This is a genomic window from Streptomyces sp. NPDC002181 (assembly GCF_042890485.1).
Taxonomy (GTDB): domain Bacteria; phylum Actinomycetota; class Actinomycetes; order Streptomycetales; family Streptomycetaceae; genus Streptomyces.
This window is the reverse complement of sequence record NZ_JBIASC010000008.1, coordinates 60,190-75,012: the sequence shown is the minus strand read 5'-3', so window position 1 is coordinate 75,012 and position 14,823 is coordinate 60,190. Positions and strand designations below refer to the sequence as shown.

Annotated in this window: 13 protein-coding genes; 7 read left to right on the top strand and 6 right to left on the bottom strand. The window is 74.7% G+C overall.

Going from position 1 to position 14,823, the window contains the following annotated elements:
* Positions 1–86 precede the first annotated feature (86 nt).
* Positions 87–629, top strand: coding sequence for an FABP family protein (locus tag ACFYXV_RS20575; RefSeq protein WP_389383704.1), 543 nt, complete (start codon positions 87–89; stop codon positions 627–629).
* A 3-nt stretch (positions 630–632) separates the two neighbouring features.
* On the opposite strand, the gene ACFYXV_RS20570 is transcribed toward ACFYXV_RS20575, so the two are convergent.
* Positions 633–1,037: a GntR family transcriptional regulator gene (locus tag ACFYXV_RS20570; RefSeq protein ID WP_385469617.1), complete on the bottom strand. Its 405-nt coding sequence runs from the start codon at positions 1,035–1,037 to the stop codon at positions 633–635.
* Between the two features lie 52 nt (positions 1,038–1,089).
* Between ACFYXV_RS20570 and ACFYXV_RS20565 the strand changes: the two genes are divergently transcribed.
* The 3 genes from ACFYXV_RS20565 (at position 1,090) to ACFYXV_RS20555 (ending at position 3,810) form a co-directional block, all read left to right on the top strand.
* On the top strand, positions 1,090–2,034 hold the full coding sequence (locus ACFYXV_RS20565) for a GNAT family N-acetyltransferase (RefSeq protein WP_389383703.1): 945 nt from the start codon (positions 1,090–1,092) through the stop codon (positions 2,032–2,034).
* Positions 2,031–2,519, top strand: coding sequence for a DUF402 domain-containing protein (locus ACFYXV_RS20560; protein WP_389383702.1), 489 nt, complete (start codon positions 2,031–2,033; stop codon positions 2,517–2,519). The genes ACFYXV_RS20565 and ACFYXV_RS20560 overlap by 4 nt, the downstream gene beginning before the upstream one ends.
* A gap of 238 nt (positions 2,520–2,757) precedes the next feature.
* Positions 2,758–3,810, top strand: coding sequence for a lytic polysaccharide monooxygenase (locus ACFYXV_RS20555; protein ID WP_389383701.1), 1,053 nt, complete (start codon positions 2,758–2,760; stop codon positions 3,808–3,810).
* 56 nt (positions 3,811–3,866) lie between these two features.
* Here ACFYXV_RS20555 and ACFYXV_RS20550 read toward each other — a convergent pair whose 3' ends face one another.
* The 3 genes from ACFYXV_RS20550 to ACFYXV_RS20540 form a co-directional block, all read right to left on the bottom strand.
* On the bottom strand, positions 3,867–4,724 hold the full coding sequence (locus ACFYXV_RS20550) for an esterase/lipase family protein (RefSeq protein WP_383350269.1): 858 nt from the start codon (positions 4,722–4,724) through the stop codon (positions 3,867–3,869).
* Positions 4,725–4,943: 219 nt separating this feature from the next.
* Positions 4,944–5,969, bottom strand: coding sequence for a hypothetical protein (locus ACFYXV_RS20545; RefSeq protein ID WP_389383700.1), 1,026 nt, complete (start codon positions 5,967–5,969; stop codon positions 4,944–4,946).
* The gene (locus ACFYXV_RS20540; protein WP_389383699.1) at positions 5,966–9,517 is read right to left on the bottom strand and encodes a DNA polymerase III subunit alpha; all 3,552 of its coding nucleotides are present in this window, start codon (positions 9,515–9,517) and stop codon (positions 5,966–5,968) included. Before ACFYXV_RS20540 ends, ACFYXV_RS20545 begins: the two co-directional genes overlap by 4 nt.
* Positions 9,518–9,643: 126 nt before the next feature.
* Between ACFYXV_RS20540 and ACFYXV_RS20535 the strand changes: the two genes are divergently transcribed.
* On the top strand, positions 9,644–10,747 hold the full coding sequence (locus ACFYXV_RS20535) for a DUF3533 domain-containing protein (RefSeq protein WP_389383698.1): 1,104 nt from the start codon (positions 9,644–9,646) through the stop codon (positions 10,745–10,747).
* Positions 10,744–10,884, top strand: coding sequence for a hypothetical protein (locus ACFYXV_RS20530; protein WP_389383697.1), 141 nt, complete (start codon positions 10,744–10,746; stop codon positions 10,882–10,884). The genes ACFYXV_RS20535 and ACFYXV_RS20530 overlap by 4 nt, the downstream gene beginning before the upstream one ends.
* An 18-nt stretch (positions 10,885–10,902) precedes the next feature.
* Here the strand turns inward: ACFYXV_RS20530 and ACFYXV_RS20525 are convergent, their stop codons facing one another.
* Together ACFYXV_RS20525 and ACFYXV_RS20520 are read right to left on the bottom strand one after the other, a co-directional pair.
* A complete protein-coding gene (locus tag ACFYXV_RS20525; protein WP_385469634.1) occupies positions 10,903–12,552 on the bottom strand; it encodes an amidohydrolase in 1,650 nt (549 codons plus the stop codon).
* A 56-nt stretch (positions 12,553–12,608) separates the two neighbouring features.
* The gene (locus ACFYXV_RS20520; RefSeq protein ID WP_385469635.1) at positions 12,609–14,018 is read right to left on the bottom strand and encodes a purine-cytosine permease family protein; all 1,410 of its coding nucleotides are present in this window, start codon (positions 14,016–14,018) and stop codon (positions 12,609–12,611) included.
* Between the two features lie 221 nt (positions 14,019–14,239).
* On the opposite strand from ACFYXV_RS20520, the gene ACFYXV_RS20515 reads away from it, so the two are divergent.
* Positions 14,240–14,797 carry a TetR/AcrR family transcriptional regulator gene (locus tag ACFYXV_RS20515; RefSeq protein ID WP_383350285.1) on the top strand — a complete coding sequence of 186 codons (558 nt, stop codon included), beginning with the start codon at positions 14,240–14,242 and terminating at the stop codon, positions 14,795–14,797.
* The last annotated feature ends 26 nt before the right edge of the window (positions 14,798–14,823 follow it).

The following is a 14,823-nucleotide window of genomic DNA, read 5'->3' as shown; positions in this document are numbered from 1 at the left end:
GCACGGGCCGCCCCCGCGCGCCGAAGACAATGGGCGGCGGACCCGGCCGAGACGGCCGGGGACACCCACCGAGCAGGAGAGTGCACGTGCCCGAGCCGGCGCAGGAGAATCCGTACCCCGACAGCCACGTCCTCGGCGAGGGCCCCGAACCGCACCCGCAGCTGACGCCGGTGCTCTCCCTCCTCGGGCGCTGGCACGGCCGCGGCCGCGGTGAATACCCGACCCTGGAGCAGGGGTTCACGTACGAGCAGGAGATCACCTTCAGCCACGACGGCCGGCCGTTCCTGCGCTACGAATCGCGGGCCTGGCTGATCGACGGGTCCGGCACGGCGCTGCGCCCCTCGGGGCGGGAGTCGGGGTGGTGGCGGGTCCTGCCCGACGCCTCGCTGGAGGTCGTCCTCGCGCACCCGACCGGCATCGTGGAGACGTACGTCGGCCGGGTGTCCGGGACGGAGATCGAGATCGCCACCGAGACCGTGGCGCGCACCCCGCGGGCCAAGGAGGTCACCGCCATGCGGCGCCGGTACGCCCTCGGCGGCGGGGAGCTGACGATCGAGCAGGACATGGCGGCGATGGGACAGCCCCTGCAGCACCACCTGCGGGCGCGGCTGCTCCCGCGGAAGGGCTAGTTCCTAGTTGCCGTAGCGGGCGCGCAGGGCGTCCAGGGCCGCCGCCGTCGCCTCGTCGAAGCTCAGGCCCAGCCGCTTCGCGCGCTCCGCGTAGGCCTGGGCGGCGGAGGCCGCTTCGCGGGCGGCCCCGTCGCCGGCGGCCGCGACGAAGGTCCCGTTCCGGCCGCGGGTCTCGATCACCCCGTCGCCCTCCAGGGCCCGGTAGGCCTTCGCGACCGTGTTCGCCGCCAGCCCCAGTTCCTCGGCGAGCCCGCGCACCGTCGGCAGCTTGTACCCGACCGGCAGCTTCCCCGACCGCGCCGCCTCGGCGATCTGCGTGCGCAGCTGCTCGTACGGGGCTGCGGCGCCGGCCGCGCCGTCGATCCGGATCTTCAGGTTCGTCGAGGTCACCCGGCGATTCTCCCCCATCCGCCGGGAAATTCGCAGGCGTCCCCCTCCTCGCCGATCTACGGTCGACCCCATGACCGCCACGATCCGCGACCTCCGCCCCGGCGACCCCGGGGACGCCGAGTCCGTCGTACGCCTGCGCCGAGCCGCGCTCCCGTTCCTGATCACCACGCCCGCCCGGGTGGCCTTCGAGGCCGCCTCCGCGAACCCCGCCGCGCGCCACCGGCTCCTCATCGCCGAGAACGAGGCGGGCCTCGCCGTCGGCACCGCGGAGACCGGCCTCGCGTACGACAGCCCCGAGCCGGGTCTCTCGTACGTCAACGCCTACGTCGACCCGGCCCGCCGCGGGCTCGGCGCCGGGACGGCCCTGCTGCGCGCGGCCGAGGAGCACCTGGCCGCCGAGGGCGCGACGCACGCGTACTCCTGGGTGCTGGACGAGCCCGGTCACCGCGCCTTCGCCGAGCGGCACGGCTACCGCGCCTCGCGCTCCGCGCACTTCCTGCGCCTGGACCTGGCCGCGCACCCGCTGCCCCCGTACCCGGCCGCACTCCCCGCCGGGGTCGAACTGCGCACCGCCTCCGACTTCGCCGCCGATCCGCGCCCGCTGTACGAGGCCGACGCCGAGGCGACCTCCGACGAACCGGGCGACGTACCCATGGAGCTGGACGACTACGAGGACTGGCTGCGCAGCGTCTGGCACGACCCGTCGCTCGACAAGGAGCTGACCACGGTCGTCCTCGTCGACGGGGCCGTCGCCGCCTTCAGCGCCGCCCGCACCGACGGCACGGGCCGCTACGGCTCTGCGATGACGGGCACCCTGCGCGCCCACCGGGGCCGCGGCCTGGCCACGCTCGCCAAGACGGACTCCCTCCACCGGGCCCGCGCGGCCGGCTGCACGCAGGCCTTCACGGGCAACGACGCCGGGAACGGGCCGATGCTCGCGATCAACCGGCGGTTCGGATACGAGATCTGCGCGACCGAGACGCGCTACGCGAAGCGACTGGAGCCCACGTCATGACGGCCACCACCACCCTGACCGTCACCCTCACGAAGGCGGGCCGCACCAAGATCCGCTATCCCGCCGCCCTGGTCACCGACACGGGCGACCGGATCTCCGTACGGGCGCCCTGGGCGGCGGACGGCGTACGGGACTTCGGCTTCGTGCGCTTCGAGCCCGGCGACGTGTTCACCGAGCACTTCTGGCGGACCCGCTGGTACGCCGTCAAGGAGGTCCGGACGGGCGGGGGCGTCCTCAAGGGCTGGTACTGCGACGTCACGCGCCCGGCGGTGGTGGCGGACGGCGGGATCCGGGTCGAGGACCTCGACCTGGACCTGTGGGTCTCGGCGGACGGAACGAGCGTCCTGCGCCTGGACGAGGACGAGTTCGCGGCGAGCGGCCTCGCGGAGAGCGACCCGCAGGCGGCGGCGGAGGCCGTCCGCGCCCTCGACACCTTGGCCGCCCAGGCGCACACCCCTCAAGGCCTGACCGCCCTCCTCACCTGAACCCGGCTCCCGCGGGGCCGCTTCCTTGGGTGCTGCTTACCGGTGCCTTAAGCGGAGCGTAAGGATCTTGGGGAGGGGGCCGGACGGGGTGGCGGCGGGGGTGACGCGGGCTAGCTTGGCGGGGCCGAGGAGGGCACGGGGCGGCGTCGGATCCCACGGGGGGCGGCGCCGCCCGGCCCGGCTCCCGGCACACCCACGACCGTGGTGCCCGCATCGCCGCCCCGAAGGAGATCCACCCATGCCCGCACGCCGCCGCACCGTCACCCGCATCGCCGCAGCCGGCCTCGCCCCGCTCGCGGTGGCCGCGTACGCCGCCGGGCCCGCGGCCGCGCACGGCTCCATGACGGACCCGGTCAGCCGGGTGGCGGCCTGCTACGCCGAGGGGCCCGAGTCGCCGAAGTCCGCGGCCTGCAAGGCGGCGGTGGCGGCGAGCGGCGCGCAGGCGTTCTACGACTGGAACGCGGTGAACATCGCCAACGCGGCCGGCAACCACCGGTCGCTGATCCCGAACGGGCAGCTCTGCTCCGCCGGCAACGACAAGTACCGGGGCCTGGACCTGGCCCGCGCGGACTGGCCTGCCAGCCCGATGACCTCGGGCCCGCACACCTTCCGGTACAAGGGGACCGCCCCGCACAAGGGCTCCTTCGAGCTGTACGTCACGAAGGACGGCTACGACCCCTCGAAGCCGCTGAAGTGGTCGGACCTGGAGCCGGCTCCCTTCGCGAAGGCCACCGACCCGGGCATGCAGAACGGGGACTACGTGTTCTCCGGCAGCGTGCCGAACAAGTCCGGCCGGCACCTGATCTACAGCATCTGGCAGCGCTCGGACAGCCCGGAGGCCTTCTACACCTGCTCGGACGTGGTCTTCGGCAAGGACAACGGCGGGAGCGGGGGCGGGGGCAACGGCAACGCCAACGGCGGCGCGAACGGCGGCGCCGGCGCCACCCCGAGCACGAAGCCGAGTACGGCCACCGGTACGAAGCCCGGCGCCAAGCCCTCCGACGCGCCGAAGGCCCCGACGGACCAGCAGATCGCGGACGGCGAGAGCAAGTCCACCGTCGAGCACAACGGCCACGGCGACAACGACCCGAAGACGAACGGCAGCACCGCCCTCGCCCCGCTCCCCGCCGGATCGCAGTCCCCGGCCGGCACCAACCTCGCCGAGACGGGCGGCAGCGCCGCGACCCCGGCGATCGCGATCGCCGGGGCGGGCGTGCTGGCCGTCGGGGCGGCCGTGCTGTTCGGCGTGGCCCGACGCCGTGCGACGGCGCCGGGCCGCCACGGACGCTAGCCGGACCGGTTCACCGGCCCCGGCCCCGGCCCCGACTCCGGCCCCTCACCTGCGCGTCACTCGAAGACCGACGCGCAGGTGGTGCGGGAGGCGTGCGCCGGGTCGAGGGAGTTGACCGCCTCGTGCCAGGCGATCCGGTCGGTGAGCCCGATGGCCACGTGCTCGGAGAGGTCCAGCGGGCACAGGTCCTGGAGCACGACGTTCCGCACGTTGGCCCCCTGGAGGAAGGCGCTCCGGTACGGCGTGACGACCTCGTCGTACTTCGTCGCGATGACCGTGTACTGGACCCCGGGGACGGTGTCCCCGCCCGCGTTCAGCTTGGTGACGAAGGGGGATCCGGCGATCTGGTCGGCCAGCCCCGGGGTCGCCGAGCTGATCAGGTCCTCGGCGCCGGGGAAGTACGGGAGCAGCTGGGTGAGCCCGTCCAGGGTGGTCCCGTGGTTGTCGGGGGCGAGCCCGATCAGGGCGTTGACCTTGGGGGCGCCGCCGAGGAACTTGAGGTAGTAGTTCGGCATCATGCCGCCCTGCGAGTGGCCGATCATGTCGGTCTTCTTGGCACCGGTGGAGGCCAGCACCTTGTCGACGAACACCTGGAGCTGGCCGGCGGACTTGTCGATGGGGCCGAGCCCGTTGAAGAAGGGCACCCCGGGCAGTTGCCCGTAGTCGAGCGAGTAGACGCAGTACCCGCGGTGTACGAGGTACGGCGCGAAACCGAGCCAGTTGTCCACGGAGTTGCCGAAGGTGCCGTGGACGAGGACGACGGGGCGCGGATGGGCGGCGGAGGGCTTGCAGGACCAGTCGTTCCAGCCGCTGCTGGGTGCGGACGCGGCCTGCGCGGCGCCGGCGGGGGCGACGAGGGCGGCGGCGAGGGTGAGGACGGCCAGTGGGCGGAGCAGGCGTCGCCAGTGCAGCATCGAGTGATCTCCTTGCGGGTCAGGGAAATACGTGGGGGTTCGTCCCGTGATCCGGATCACAAGGGGGCTGCTTTCCCGTCAAATTACGGGCGAGTAGCAAGACTTGGAAGTTACGCGTCAGTAAAAAATCCGTGTCGGGCCCCCGATTCGAGTAAGGGGCGACCGTCCGTCAAGTCGCGTCCGAGGCGGACGCGTCGCCGCCGCCGCCCGAAGGCCCCCTCAGGCCGCGCGGCGGAACGTGGCCGCAGGCCGGAACGTGGGCGCAGGCCGGAACGTGGCCGCAGGCCGGACCGTGCCCGGGCCGAACCGGGCGTTCGCGCGGTCGACGGCCGCCTCCACCGTCAGGCGGGCCTCGCGGACCGGGTCCAGCGAGATCTGCAGGGGCGCCCGCCCGGCGTCCGTGAGGTCCTCGGCGCGCAGCACCATGCCGGTCAGCCGGGCCCGTTGCAGCCCGGCGGCGTCCAGCAGCCGGTACGCCGCCGTCCGCAGGTCCTCGTCGTGCCCGGAGGCCTCGGGGAGCCGCCGGGTCCGCTCCCAGCGGGTGCCGCCGGCGAACTGCAGCGTCAGCGACAGGGCCCGGGCGGCCTGGCGGCGGCCGCGCAGCACCGCGCCGAGGCGGACCACCAGGGCGAGCAGTACGGCCCGGGCGTGCGGGCCGTCGAGCTCGTGCCGGGTGAAGCCGCTGCGGACGGCGGCCGACGGGGGCAGGTCCTTCGGGGTGACGGGGCGCGGGTCGATCCCGCGGGCGCGCTCCGCCGCCAGCCGGCCCGCCCGCTGCCCCAGGATCCGCTCGACGGTGCCCGGGGAGACGGCCGCGACCGCGCCGACCGTGTGCAGTCCGTACCCGCGCAGCGCCTCCGCCTGCTTGGGGCCGACGCCGTGCAGGGCCTCCACCGGCAGCGGTCCCAGGAAGCCGTCCACCCCGTCCTCGGGCACGGCCAGGACCCCGCCGGGCCCGGGCACCCGGGCGGAGGCCGTCGCCGCCACCGCCCAGGTGCCGGCGACCCCGATCCGTACGTCGGTGCCGAGCCGGGCGAGCGCGCGCAGCCGCACCAGCTCGGCGATGCGGCCCGCGTCCGCGCCGAAGTACCGCTGTGCGCCGCGTACGTGCACCAGCGCCGCCCGGGGCGGCAGGGCCCGCACGGTCGGGGAGAACTCCCGCAGCAGTTCCAGGACCTCGCGGTACCCCTCCTCGGTCAGCGCCGCGGCGCACCGTACGTGCAGGACGCCGCCCGCCCCGGTCATCCCGCGCTCCCCGGGCTGGAGTGCCACAGCTTGCGCCCGGTGGCGGCGCGGTCGCCGGCCGGCTGGAGGTCGGCCCACGCGTTCATCTCGTACCCGGTGGACAGGTGGATGCTGCGCCCCGGACCGGTGGCGCCCCCGTCACCCGGCAGCGGCTCCGCCAGCCGGGCCGCGACCGCGTCCAGGCCGCCCGACGCCCGCAGTTCCACCAGCTCGGCCAGGTTCCAGGCCGCCTCGCCGACCACGCTCAGGCTCTGCGGTCCGCGCCGCTGGACGACGCCCCGCACCAGCAGCAGGAACGAGTGGAAGACGGTGTGCGCGCACGCCTCGTGGCTGTCGTCGAAGAAGGCGAGGTCGACCAGGCCGGTCCCGTCGTCCAGCGTGGTGAAGACGACCCGCTTCCCGGACCGGATCGGCGGGGTCTGGGTGGCCGCCTTGGCTCCCGCGACCAGCACCGTCCGGCCGTGCTCGACCTCGCGCAGCCGGCGGGCGGGGACCGCCCCCAGCTCCGCGAGGAAGGCGTGGTGGTCCTCCATCAGGTGGCGCGAGGCGTCCATGCCGAGCACGCCCAGCTCCGCGCTGAGCCGCTCCGCCGCGTTCAGGTCGGGCAGGCCGACGGGGGCCGTGGACCGGCCGCCGTCCAGCGGGAGTTGGACGGCGCCCGGCCGGGACCCGGCCGAGCGCTGCGCGCCGTGCAGCTCGGCCACGTGCAGGAGCAGGTCGCGCCGGTTGGCGCCGAACGCGTCCAGGGCCCCGACCTGCGCGAGCCGCCCCGCGACCGGCCGGCCCGGGTGCGCGCGGTCCCAGAAGTCGCGCAGCGATCCGTACGGCTGCCCGTCCTCGATCCGCCGGGCCTCCGCCTCGCTGATGCCGTGGACGTCGGCCAGGGCCAGCCGGAGCCCCCATGCCGGTGGAGCCCCGGCCTCGGACACCAGTTCGATGCGGTGGACCACCGCCGAGCGGTTCACGTCCAGCGGCAGCACCGGCACGCCCCGGCGCCGCGCGTCCGCCAGCAGCAGCCGCTTCGGGTACATCCCCGGGTCGTGGGTCAGCAACCCGGCGTAGAAGGCCGCCGGGTGATGGGCCTTCAGCCACGCCGACTGGTACGTGGGCACGGCGAAGGCCACCGCGTGCGCCTTGCAGAATCCGTAGCTGCCGAACGCCTCGACGATCTCCCAGGTCCGGCCGATCACCGCGGGCGAGTAGCCCCGTTCGCCCGCCTTCGCCGCGAACCACACCTTGATCCGCGCCTGCGACTCGGGGTCGGAGAGCCCGCGCCGCACCCGGTCCGCCTCGTCGCGTCCGCAGCCGGTCATGACGTGCACGATCTCGATGACCTGCTCGTGGAAGACCACCACCCCGTACGTCTCGCGCAGCGCGTCCGCCAGGTGCTCGTGCGGGAAGCGGACCGGGGCCCGCCCGTGCCGGGCCTCGATGAACGGCCGCACCATGTCGGCGGCGACCGGGCCGGGCCGGAACAGCGAGATGTCGACGACCAGGTCGTGGAAGGTGTCCGGCTGGAGCCGCCCCACCAGGTCGCGCTGGCCCGGGGACTCGATCTGGAAGCAGCCGAGCGTCTCGGCCGAACGGATCAGCCCGTACGTCGCCGGGTCGCCCGGCGGCACCTGCGCCGGGTCGTCCAGGTCGAGCTCCTCCCCCGTGCCGCGCCGGATCTCCGCGACGGCGTGCGCCATCGCGGACTGCATCCGTACGCCCAGCACGTCGAGCTTGAGCAGCCCGAGGTCCTCCACGTCGTCCTTGTCGAACTGGGACATGGGGAAGCCCTCACCGCTGGTGGGCACCACGGGGGTGCGGGCGAGCAGGGAGGCGTCGGAGAGCAGCACCCCGCACGGGTGCATGGCGATCCCGCGCGGCAGCGCGTCCAGCGCCTCGACGAGCTCCCACAGCCGCCCGTGCTCCTCCCCGCGCACGTCGCGCAGTTCGGGGAGCTCGGCCAGCGCCGCGCGGGCGTCGCGGGCCCGGATGTGCGGGAAGGCCTTGGCCAGCCGGTCGACGGTGGCCGGGTCCATGGACAGGGCGGCGCCGACGTCGCGGATCGCGTGCCGGACCCGGTAGGTCTCGGGCATGGAGACGGTGGCCACGCGCTCGGTGCCGAAGCGGTCCATGATCCGCCGGTAGACCTCCAGCCGGCGGGCGGACTCCACGTCGATGTCGATGTCGGGCAGGACGTGGCGGCGCTTGGACAGGAACCGCTCCATCAGCAGGCCCTGTTCGACGGGGTCGGCGTGGGCGATGCCGAGGAGGTGGTTGACGAGGGAGCCGGCGCCCGAGCCGCGGGCGGCCACCCGGATGCCCATCTCCCGTACGTCGTCGACGACCTGGGCGACCGTCAGGAAGTACGAGGCGTAACCGTGGTAGGCGATGATGTCCAGCTCGTGGTGCATCCGCTCCCAGTACGCGCGGTCGTCGGCGTAGCCGCGCAGCACCATGCCCGCGGAGGCCCGGGAGGCGAGGACCCGCTGGGCGGTGCGGTGGGCCGCGCCGACGAGGTGGGCCTCGGGGAAGTGCACGGAGCCGATGCCGAGGTCGTCCTCGGGGTCCACCGCGCACGCCTCGGCGGTACGCCGGGTCTGCGCGAGCAGTCCGCGCGCGTCGGCGGGGCGCAGGCCCGCGGCCCGGCAGATCCGGTCGGCGGCCTCGGCCATGGCGCCGTGGTCCTTGAGCCAGCGCTCGCCGCCGTCGAGATTGCGGGGGTCGACGGGGACGAGGCGGCGGGCCGCGTCGAGGATGTCGGCGACCGGGCCCTGGCCGGGGTCGGCGTACCGGACGGCGTTGGTCAGCACGGCCGGGACGCCCTGCTCGGCGGCGAAGCCGACCGTACGGGCGGCCAGGCGCAGCGAGCCGGGGCCGGTGCCGGTGCGGCCGTGGTCGACGGCCTCCAGGCGGAGGGAGTCCCCGTAGACCTCCCGCCAGGGCGCGAGCAGCCGGGCGGCCCGGTCCGGACGGCCGGCGGCCAGCGCCCGCCCCACTTCGGAACCGGGTCCGAGCAGTACGCACACCCCTTCGCCGCGCAGTTCCGTCCGGGGCAGCACCGGCGGGCCCCCGCCCGCGTGGGCGTGGGCGGCGGTGACCATGCGGCACAGCTCGGCCCAGCCGGTGGCGCCGTCCCGGGCGAGGAAGGTGGCCCGGGGCGTCGACTCGTCGACGAAGGCTCCGCCGACGACGGGGGTCCGCCGCCGGTGGGACGCCTCGCCGGAGCCGCCGGAGGCGCCGCCGGAGCCGCCCGGTCCGGCGGAGCCCCCCGGCACCGCCGGGCCGGGCGCGGGCGACACGGCCAGGTCGACCCCGAACAGCGGCCGGATCCCGGCCTTCTCGCAGGCCTTCGCGAACCGGACGGCGCCCGCGAGGGTGTCGCGGTCGGTCAGGGCGAGGGCGTCCATGCCCCGGTCGGCGGCGCGTTCCGCCAGCCGTTCGGGGTGGGAGCCTCCGTAGCGCATGGAGAACCCCGAAACGGTGTGCAGATGCGTAAAACCAGGCACCCGCGGCCTCCTGCTTCGCTCGAACGTGAACACCACCCCCGTCTCCACCATAGAGCAATTCGAATATCCGTGCGAAACATTCGTTCGATACCCCTGCCGGCCCGGGTACCTCCCGCCCGTCATCCGTTCGGCCCGCCCCTGCTGCGCCCCGCCCCCCGTACGCCGAGCGTGTGAGACATGACCCAGCCCACCTCCCCGCCCCCGTCCGCCGGGTTCCTCGCCGAGGTCAAGGACGCCGTGACCGTCCGGGCCGCCCTGCTGCTCCTGGGGGTGCTGGCGCTCCAGCTCGCCTTCGTGACCTCGTACATCGGGGCCTTCCACCAGCCGAAGCCCAGCGAGATCCCGATCGCCGTGGCCGCCCCCGCCCGGCCGGTCGCCGAGCAGTCCGCGCAGCAGCTCGCCGACCTCCCCGGGAAACCGCTCGACCCGCACGCGGTCACGGACGAGGCGGCCGCGACCGCGGAGGTGGAGAACCGGGACGTGGACGGGGCGCTGGTCATCGACCCGGCCGGACCGACCGACCGGCTGCTGGTCGCGAGCGGCGCCGGCGCCTCGCTCTCGCAAGCCCTCGAACAGGTCGTCGGCCGCGTCGAGCAGGCACGGGGCCGGGCCGTCCGGGTCGTCGACGTGGCCCCGGCCGCGGCGGGCGACGCGCGCGGCCTGAGCGCCTTCTACCTCGTCATCGGCTGGTGCGTCGGCGGCTACTTGTGCGCCGCGATCCTCGCGATCAGCGCCGGCGCCCGGCCCGCCAACTCCCACCGCGCCTTCATCCGGCTCGGCGCGCTGCTGCTGTACTCGATCGCCGCCGGGCTGCTCGGCACGGTCATCGCGGGCCCGGTCCTGGGCGCGCTGCCCGGCGGCATCACGGCCCTGTGGGGGCTGGGGACCCTGGTCGTCTTCGCGGTCGGGGCGATCACCCTGGCCTTCCAGGGGGTGGCGGGCGTGGTCGGCATCGGCCTGGCGATCCTGGTGGTGGTGGTCTTCGGCAATCCCAGCGCGGGGGGCGCCTACCCCTACCCGCTGCTGCCGCCGTTCTGGCGGGCCATCGGCCCGGCCCTGCCGCCGGGCGCGGGCACGTACGCCGCGCGCTCGATCACGTACTTCAAGGGCAACGGCGCGGCCGGTCCGATGCTGGTGCTGGCCGCCTGGGCGGTGGTCGGCTCGGCCGTCACCGTGGCCTGCGCGGTCTTCCGCAAGGGCCGCCCGGGGGCCGCCGTGGGCAGCGGGCTCCCGGAGGACGCCCCGGCCGGTGAGGCCGGTGAGGGCGCGACCGCCCGATGAGCACCCCGGGCGGCGGCGCCGGCGGGAGCGGCAGCGCCACGCACCTCCCGGCCGGCCGGATCGCGGCGGGCACCCGGGGCCGCCGGGTGCTCCCGATGGGCCGCCCCCTCGCCCCGGAGGAGCACCCGGAGACCTGACCGGCCCGCTTCCGCGGCCTACGCCTTGTGGACCACCTCGCCCGCCACCACCACCGTCTCGGCCACCGTGCCCGGGATCCGTTCCGGGGCCACGGCCAGGATGTCCCGGGACAGCACCACGAAGTCCGCCGCCTTGCCCACCGTCAGCGAACCCCGGTCCCCTTCCAGGAAATTGGCGTGGGCCGAGCCCATCGTGTAGCCGTACACCGCCGTGGCCACGTCCACCGTCTCGGCCGGCTGCCACGGGTCACCGCCGTCCAGCGGGCGGCGGGTGACCGCCGTGTAGATCCCGATCATCGGGTCCATCTCGGCCACGTTCCAGTCGCTGGAGAACGCCAGCACCGCCCCCGCCTCGGCCAGGCTCCGCATCGGCCATGCCTTGTGCCAGCGGTCCTCGCCCACGTTCTCCGCCCAGTCCTGGCCCGGCCCGGCGATCTCCGGCGCGCAGTGCCGCGGCTGCATGCAGGCCACCACGCCGAGTCCGGCGAAGCGCGGCACGTCCGCCGGGTCCAGGCACTCCACGTGCACCACCTGGTGGCGGGCGTCCCGCGGCCCGTTGACCGTACGGGCGTGCTCGACGGCGTCCAGGACCGTACGGATCCCCCGGTCGCCCGTGGCGTGCACGAAGCACTGGAACCCGCGCGCGTCCAGGCGCGCCAGCAGCTCCGCGAACTCCTCCGCCGGGTAGAAGGTCTCGCCGCGGTGCGCCCCGCACCCGGTGTACGGCTCCAGCAGCGCGGCCGTGCGCGGCTCGACCACGTCGTCGATGTACAGCTTGAGCGGCCCGACCCGCAGCCGGTCCCCGGGGTACATGCGGGCCGCCGCCGCGAAGGCGTCCAGCTCCTCCTCGGTCGTACCGCGCGGGTGGAACAGCGCCGCCACGATCCGCGAGCGCAGCCGGCCCTCGGCGCGGGCCCGCTCGTACAGCTCCAGGTCGTCCAGGGAGTTCTGCGGTTCCACGACCGTGGTGATGCCGAAGCCGATCGCGTCGTCCAGGCTCTTGGCGAGGCGCCCGTACTGCCGGTCCGGCGAGGCCCACGGCACGCCGAGCTCGCGCAGCGCCCGGTGGCCGTCCCGGGAGAGCCCCTTGATCGCGAAGTCCTTGACGAAGCCGGTGGGCTCGCCGGTCTCCGGGTCGGTGGCCGCGGTGCCGAAGGGCAGGTCGGTACGGTCCTTCGCGACCCCGAGCCGGCGCATCGCCGCCGTGTTCAGCCAGGCGGTGTGCACGTCGTACGAGAGCACGATCGCCGGGACCTCCCCGGTGACCGGGTCCAGGTCGGCGGCGGTGGGCATCCGCCCTCCCGGGATCGCGGAGTAGTCGAAGGCCTCGGCCTCGATCCAGGCGGCCTCCGGGTGCGCCTCCCGCCAGGCCCCGATCCGGTCGAGGATCGCCTCCAGGGTGCGTACCCCGGCGAGCTGTACGCAGGCGTCGTCGGAGCCCAGCCGGACGTGGTTGTGGGCGTCGATGAACCCGGGCAGCACCAGCCGGCCGCCCGCGTCGATCCGCTCGGTGTCGGGGCCCGACCAGGCGGCGGCCTCCGCGTCCGGGCCGATCCAGACGATCCGGCCGTCGCGGACGGCCAGGGCCTCGGCCTCGGGCAGGTCCGGGTCGACGGTGTGGATCCGGGCTCCGGTGAGCAGCAGGTCGGCGGGGAAGGGGTGCGGCATGGGCGGTGCTCCTGTGCAGAGGGGGCGGAGGGCGGCGGAGGGGGATGTACGAGGGGTCAGGCGGCCGGGACGTACGCGGGCACCCGGCGGGCCAGGGCCCAGTACGTGAGCGCGGAGACGACCGAGCCGAGCAGGGTCAGGTCGGCGCCGCCGAGCGGGGCCACCAGCGGTCCGGTCCACAGCTCGGAATCGCAGGTCAGCGCGGAGAAGGCCATGCCGGCCAGCAGGGCGGCCATGCCGGCGGGGTGGTAGCCGGCCCGGTACCAGTAGGCGCCCGCGCTCCCGGCGTGCAGCGCGTCGGAGTCGTAGCGGCAGCGGCGCAGCAGCATGTCGGCGAGGAAGACCCCGCCCCAGGGCGCGAACACGATGATCAGCAGCGAGAGGAAGGAGAGGAGCGAGGTGGTGAAGTCGGCGAGGAAGAGCGCGGCGAGCGATCCGGCGGCGGTGACCGCGGCGCTGATCACGATGGCGCGGGCACGGCTCCACGGGATGCCGAGGACCTGGAGGTTCAGGCTGGAGGAGTAGAGGGTGATGATCGAGTTGGTGACGGAGCCGCCGAGGACGAGGGCCAGGAAGGCCGGCTTGAACCAGCCCGGGAGCAGGCTCTCGGCCCCGGCGACGGCGTCGGTCATGTCGGTCTGGGTGGCGGCGGCCACCCCGGCGACGCCGAGGGCGACGGAGGAGACGAACCCGCCGAGCGCCCCCATCCAGGTGATCGACTTCAGCGAGGTGGTCCGGGGCAGGTAGCGGGTGTAGTCGGCGGGCATCGGCAGGTACGAGAAGGGCCCGGCCAGCATCACGACGAACGCCAGGCTCCAGCCGGACAGGCCGGGGGCGGCGCCGCCGGCGGGGCCGCCGGTCTCGGCACCGGGCAGGAGGAAGACCAGCAGCGCGCCGAAGCCGAGGGCGAGGACGTAGGCCATCCAGCGCTCGGCGAACTGCACCGTGGCGTGGCCCCACATCGCGACCGCGAAGGTGAGCGCGAGGGTGATCCCGAGCGCGAGGGCCCGTGCCGCCGTTCCTTCGCCGAGGCCGACCTCGGCGAAGAACACCTCCAGGGCGAGGGTGCCGACCACCGTGTTGACGATGGTGTAGCCGATGCTCACCACCCAGTTCAGGACGCCGGCCGGGAAGTTCCCGCGGACGCCGAAGGCGGCCCGGGAGATGACGAGGGTGGCGGTGCCGGTGCGGATGCCGCTGAGCCCGGCGGCGCTGACCGCGAAGAAGGACAGTCCGCTGATCACGACGACGGCGGTGGCCTGCCAGAAGGAGAGGCCGAAGGCCACGGCGAGGGCGCCATTGATCACGTAGGTGAAGGTGAGGTTGGAGCCGAACCAGAGCCAGAAGAGGTCCTGGGCGCCGCCGTGGCGCTCGGCATCGGGGATGGGGTCGATGCCGTGGGTCTCGACCCGGAACACCTCGTCGACGTCGGCCGTCGTGTCGTGCGTCGCGTCCTGCTGCGTCATGCGCCGTACCCCTGACTGTGGACCCACTGAACCTTGAATGACGTTCTAAGTTCTTGAATGGCATTCAAGATGCGCCGCCGATCGGGACCTCGTCAAGACCCTGTCCGGGATAAGGTCGGCCCACGAAGATCGGGAAGGCGGCAGGGGTGGCGGGAGCAGCCGGGGCAGGCGGGGCAGGGGGTTCGGCGCGGCGGCGCGACGGGCGGATCGCCCAGGAGCGGATGCTGGAGGAGGCCATGGCGGCGATCGCCGAGGGCGGGCTGGCGGAGCTGACGATGTCCGCGCTCGCCGAGCGGCTCGGCACCAGCGGCGGCCACATCCTCTACTACTTCGGCAGCAAGGACCGGCTGCTGCTGGCCGCGCTGCGCTGGAGCGAGGACCGACTCGCCGCGGAGCGGGCGCTGTTGCTGGCCCGCAGGGTCACCGCGCACCGCAAGCTGGAGCTCTTCCTGGAGCTGTACCTGCCGCGCGGACCGCGCGATCCGCGCTGGACCCTGTGGATCGAACTGTGGGCCCGCACGCCCGCCAACGAGGACCTGCGCGCCGCCCAGCAGGAGATCGACGACGGCTGGCAGCGCGACCTGGAGGCCCTGCTCGCCAAGGGCGTGGACCAGGGCCGCTTCGCCGCCGCCCTGGACGTGCCCGCCCGCGCCTCGGAGCTGCTCGCACTGCTGGACGGGCTGAGCACCCGGGTGGTGCTCGGGCAGCGCGGGGCGGACCGGGCCGCGTCCCTGGAGCGGGCCCGTGCGGCGGCGGCCCTGCTCGTCCCGCACGCGTAGGACGGGTACGCGCCCGGGCCCGCCCG

Bases quoted from the DNA above. Each gene is read 5' to 3' on its own strand.
- ACFYXV_RS20515 (WP_383350285.1), top strand. From the start codon at position 14,240: ATGCTGGAGGAGGCCATGGCGGCGATCGCCGAGGGCGGGCTGGCGGAG.
- ACFYXV_RS20570 (WP_385469617.1), bottom strand. From the start codon at position 1,037: ATGGGGGAGAATCGCCGGGTGACCTCGACGAACCTGAAGATCCGGATC.
- ACFYXV_RS20530 (WP_389383697.1), top strand. From the start codon at position 10,744: ATGAGCACCCCGGGCGGCGGCGCCGGCGGGAGCGGCAGCGCCACGCAC.
- ACFYXV_RS20535 (WP_389383698.1), top strand. From the start codon at position 9,644: ATGACCCAGCCCACCTCCCCGCCCCCGTCCGCCGGGTTCCTCGCCGAG.
- ACFYXV_RS20525 (WP_385469634.1), bottom strand. From the start codon at position 12,552: ATGCCGCACCCCTTCCCCGCCGACCTGCTGCTCACCGGAGCCCGGATC.
- ACFYXV_RS20545 (WP_389383700.1), bottom strand. From the start codon at position 5,969: ATGACCGGGGCGGGCGGCGTCCTGCACGTACGGTGCGCCGCGGCGCTG.
- ACFYXV_RS20520 (WP_385469635.1), bottom strand. From the start codon at position 14,018: ATGACGCAGCAGGACGCGACGCACGACACGACGGCCGACGTCGACGAG.
- ACFYXV_RS20550 (WP_383350269.1), bottom strand. From the start codon at position 4,724: ATGCTGCACTGGCGACGCCTGCTCCGCCCACTGGCCGTCCTCACCCTC.
- ACFYXV_RS20565 (WP_389383703.1), top strand. From the start codon at position 1,090: ATGACCGCCACGATCCGCGACCTCCGCCCCGGCGACCCCGGGGACGCC.
- ACFYXV_RS20555 (WP_389383701.1), top strand. From the start codon at position 2,758: ATGCCCGCACGCCGCCGCACCGTCACCCGCATCGCCGCAGCCGGCCTC.
- ACFYXV_RS20560 (WP_389383702.1), top strand. From the start codon at position 2,031: ATGACGGCCACCACCACCCTGACCGTCACCCTCACGAAGGCGGGCCGC.
- ACFYXV_RS20540 (WP_389383699.1), bottom strand. From the start codon at position 9,517: ATGGTGGAGACGGGGGTGGTGTTCACGTTCGAGCGAAGCAGGAGGCCG.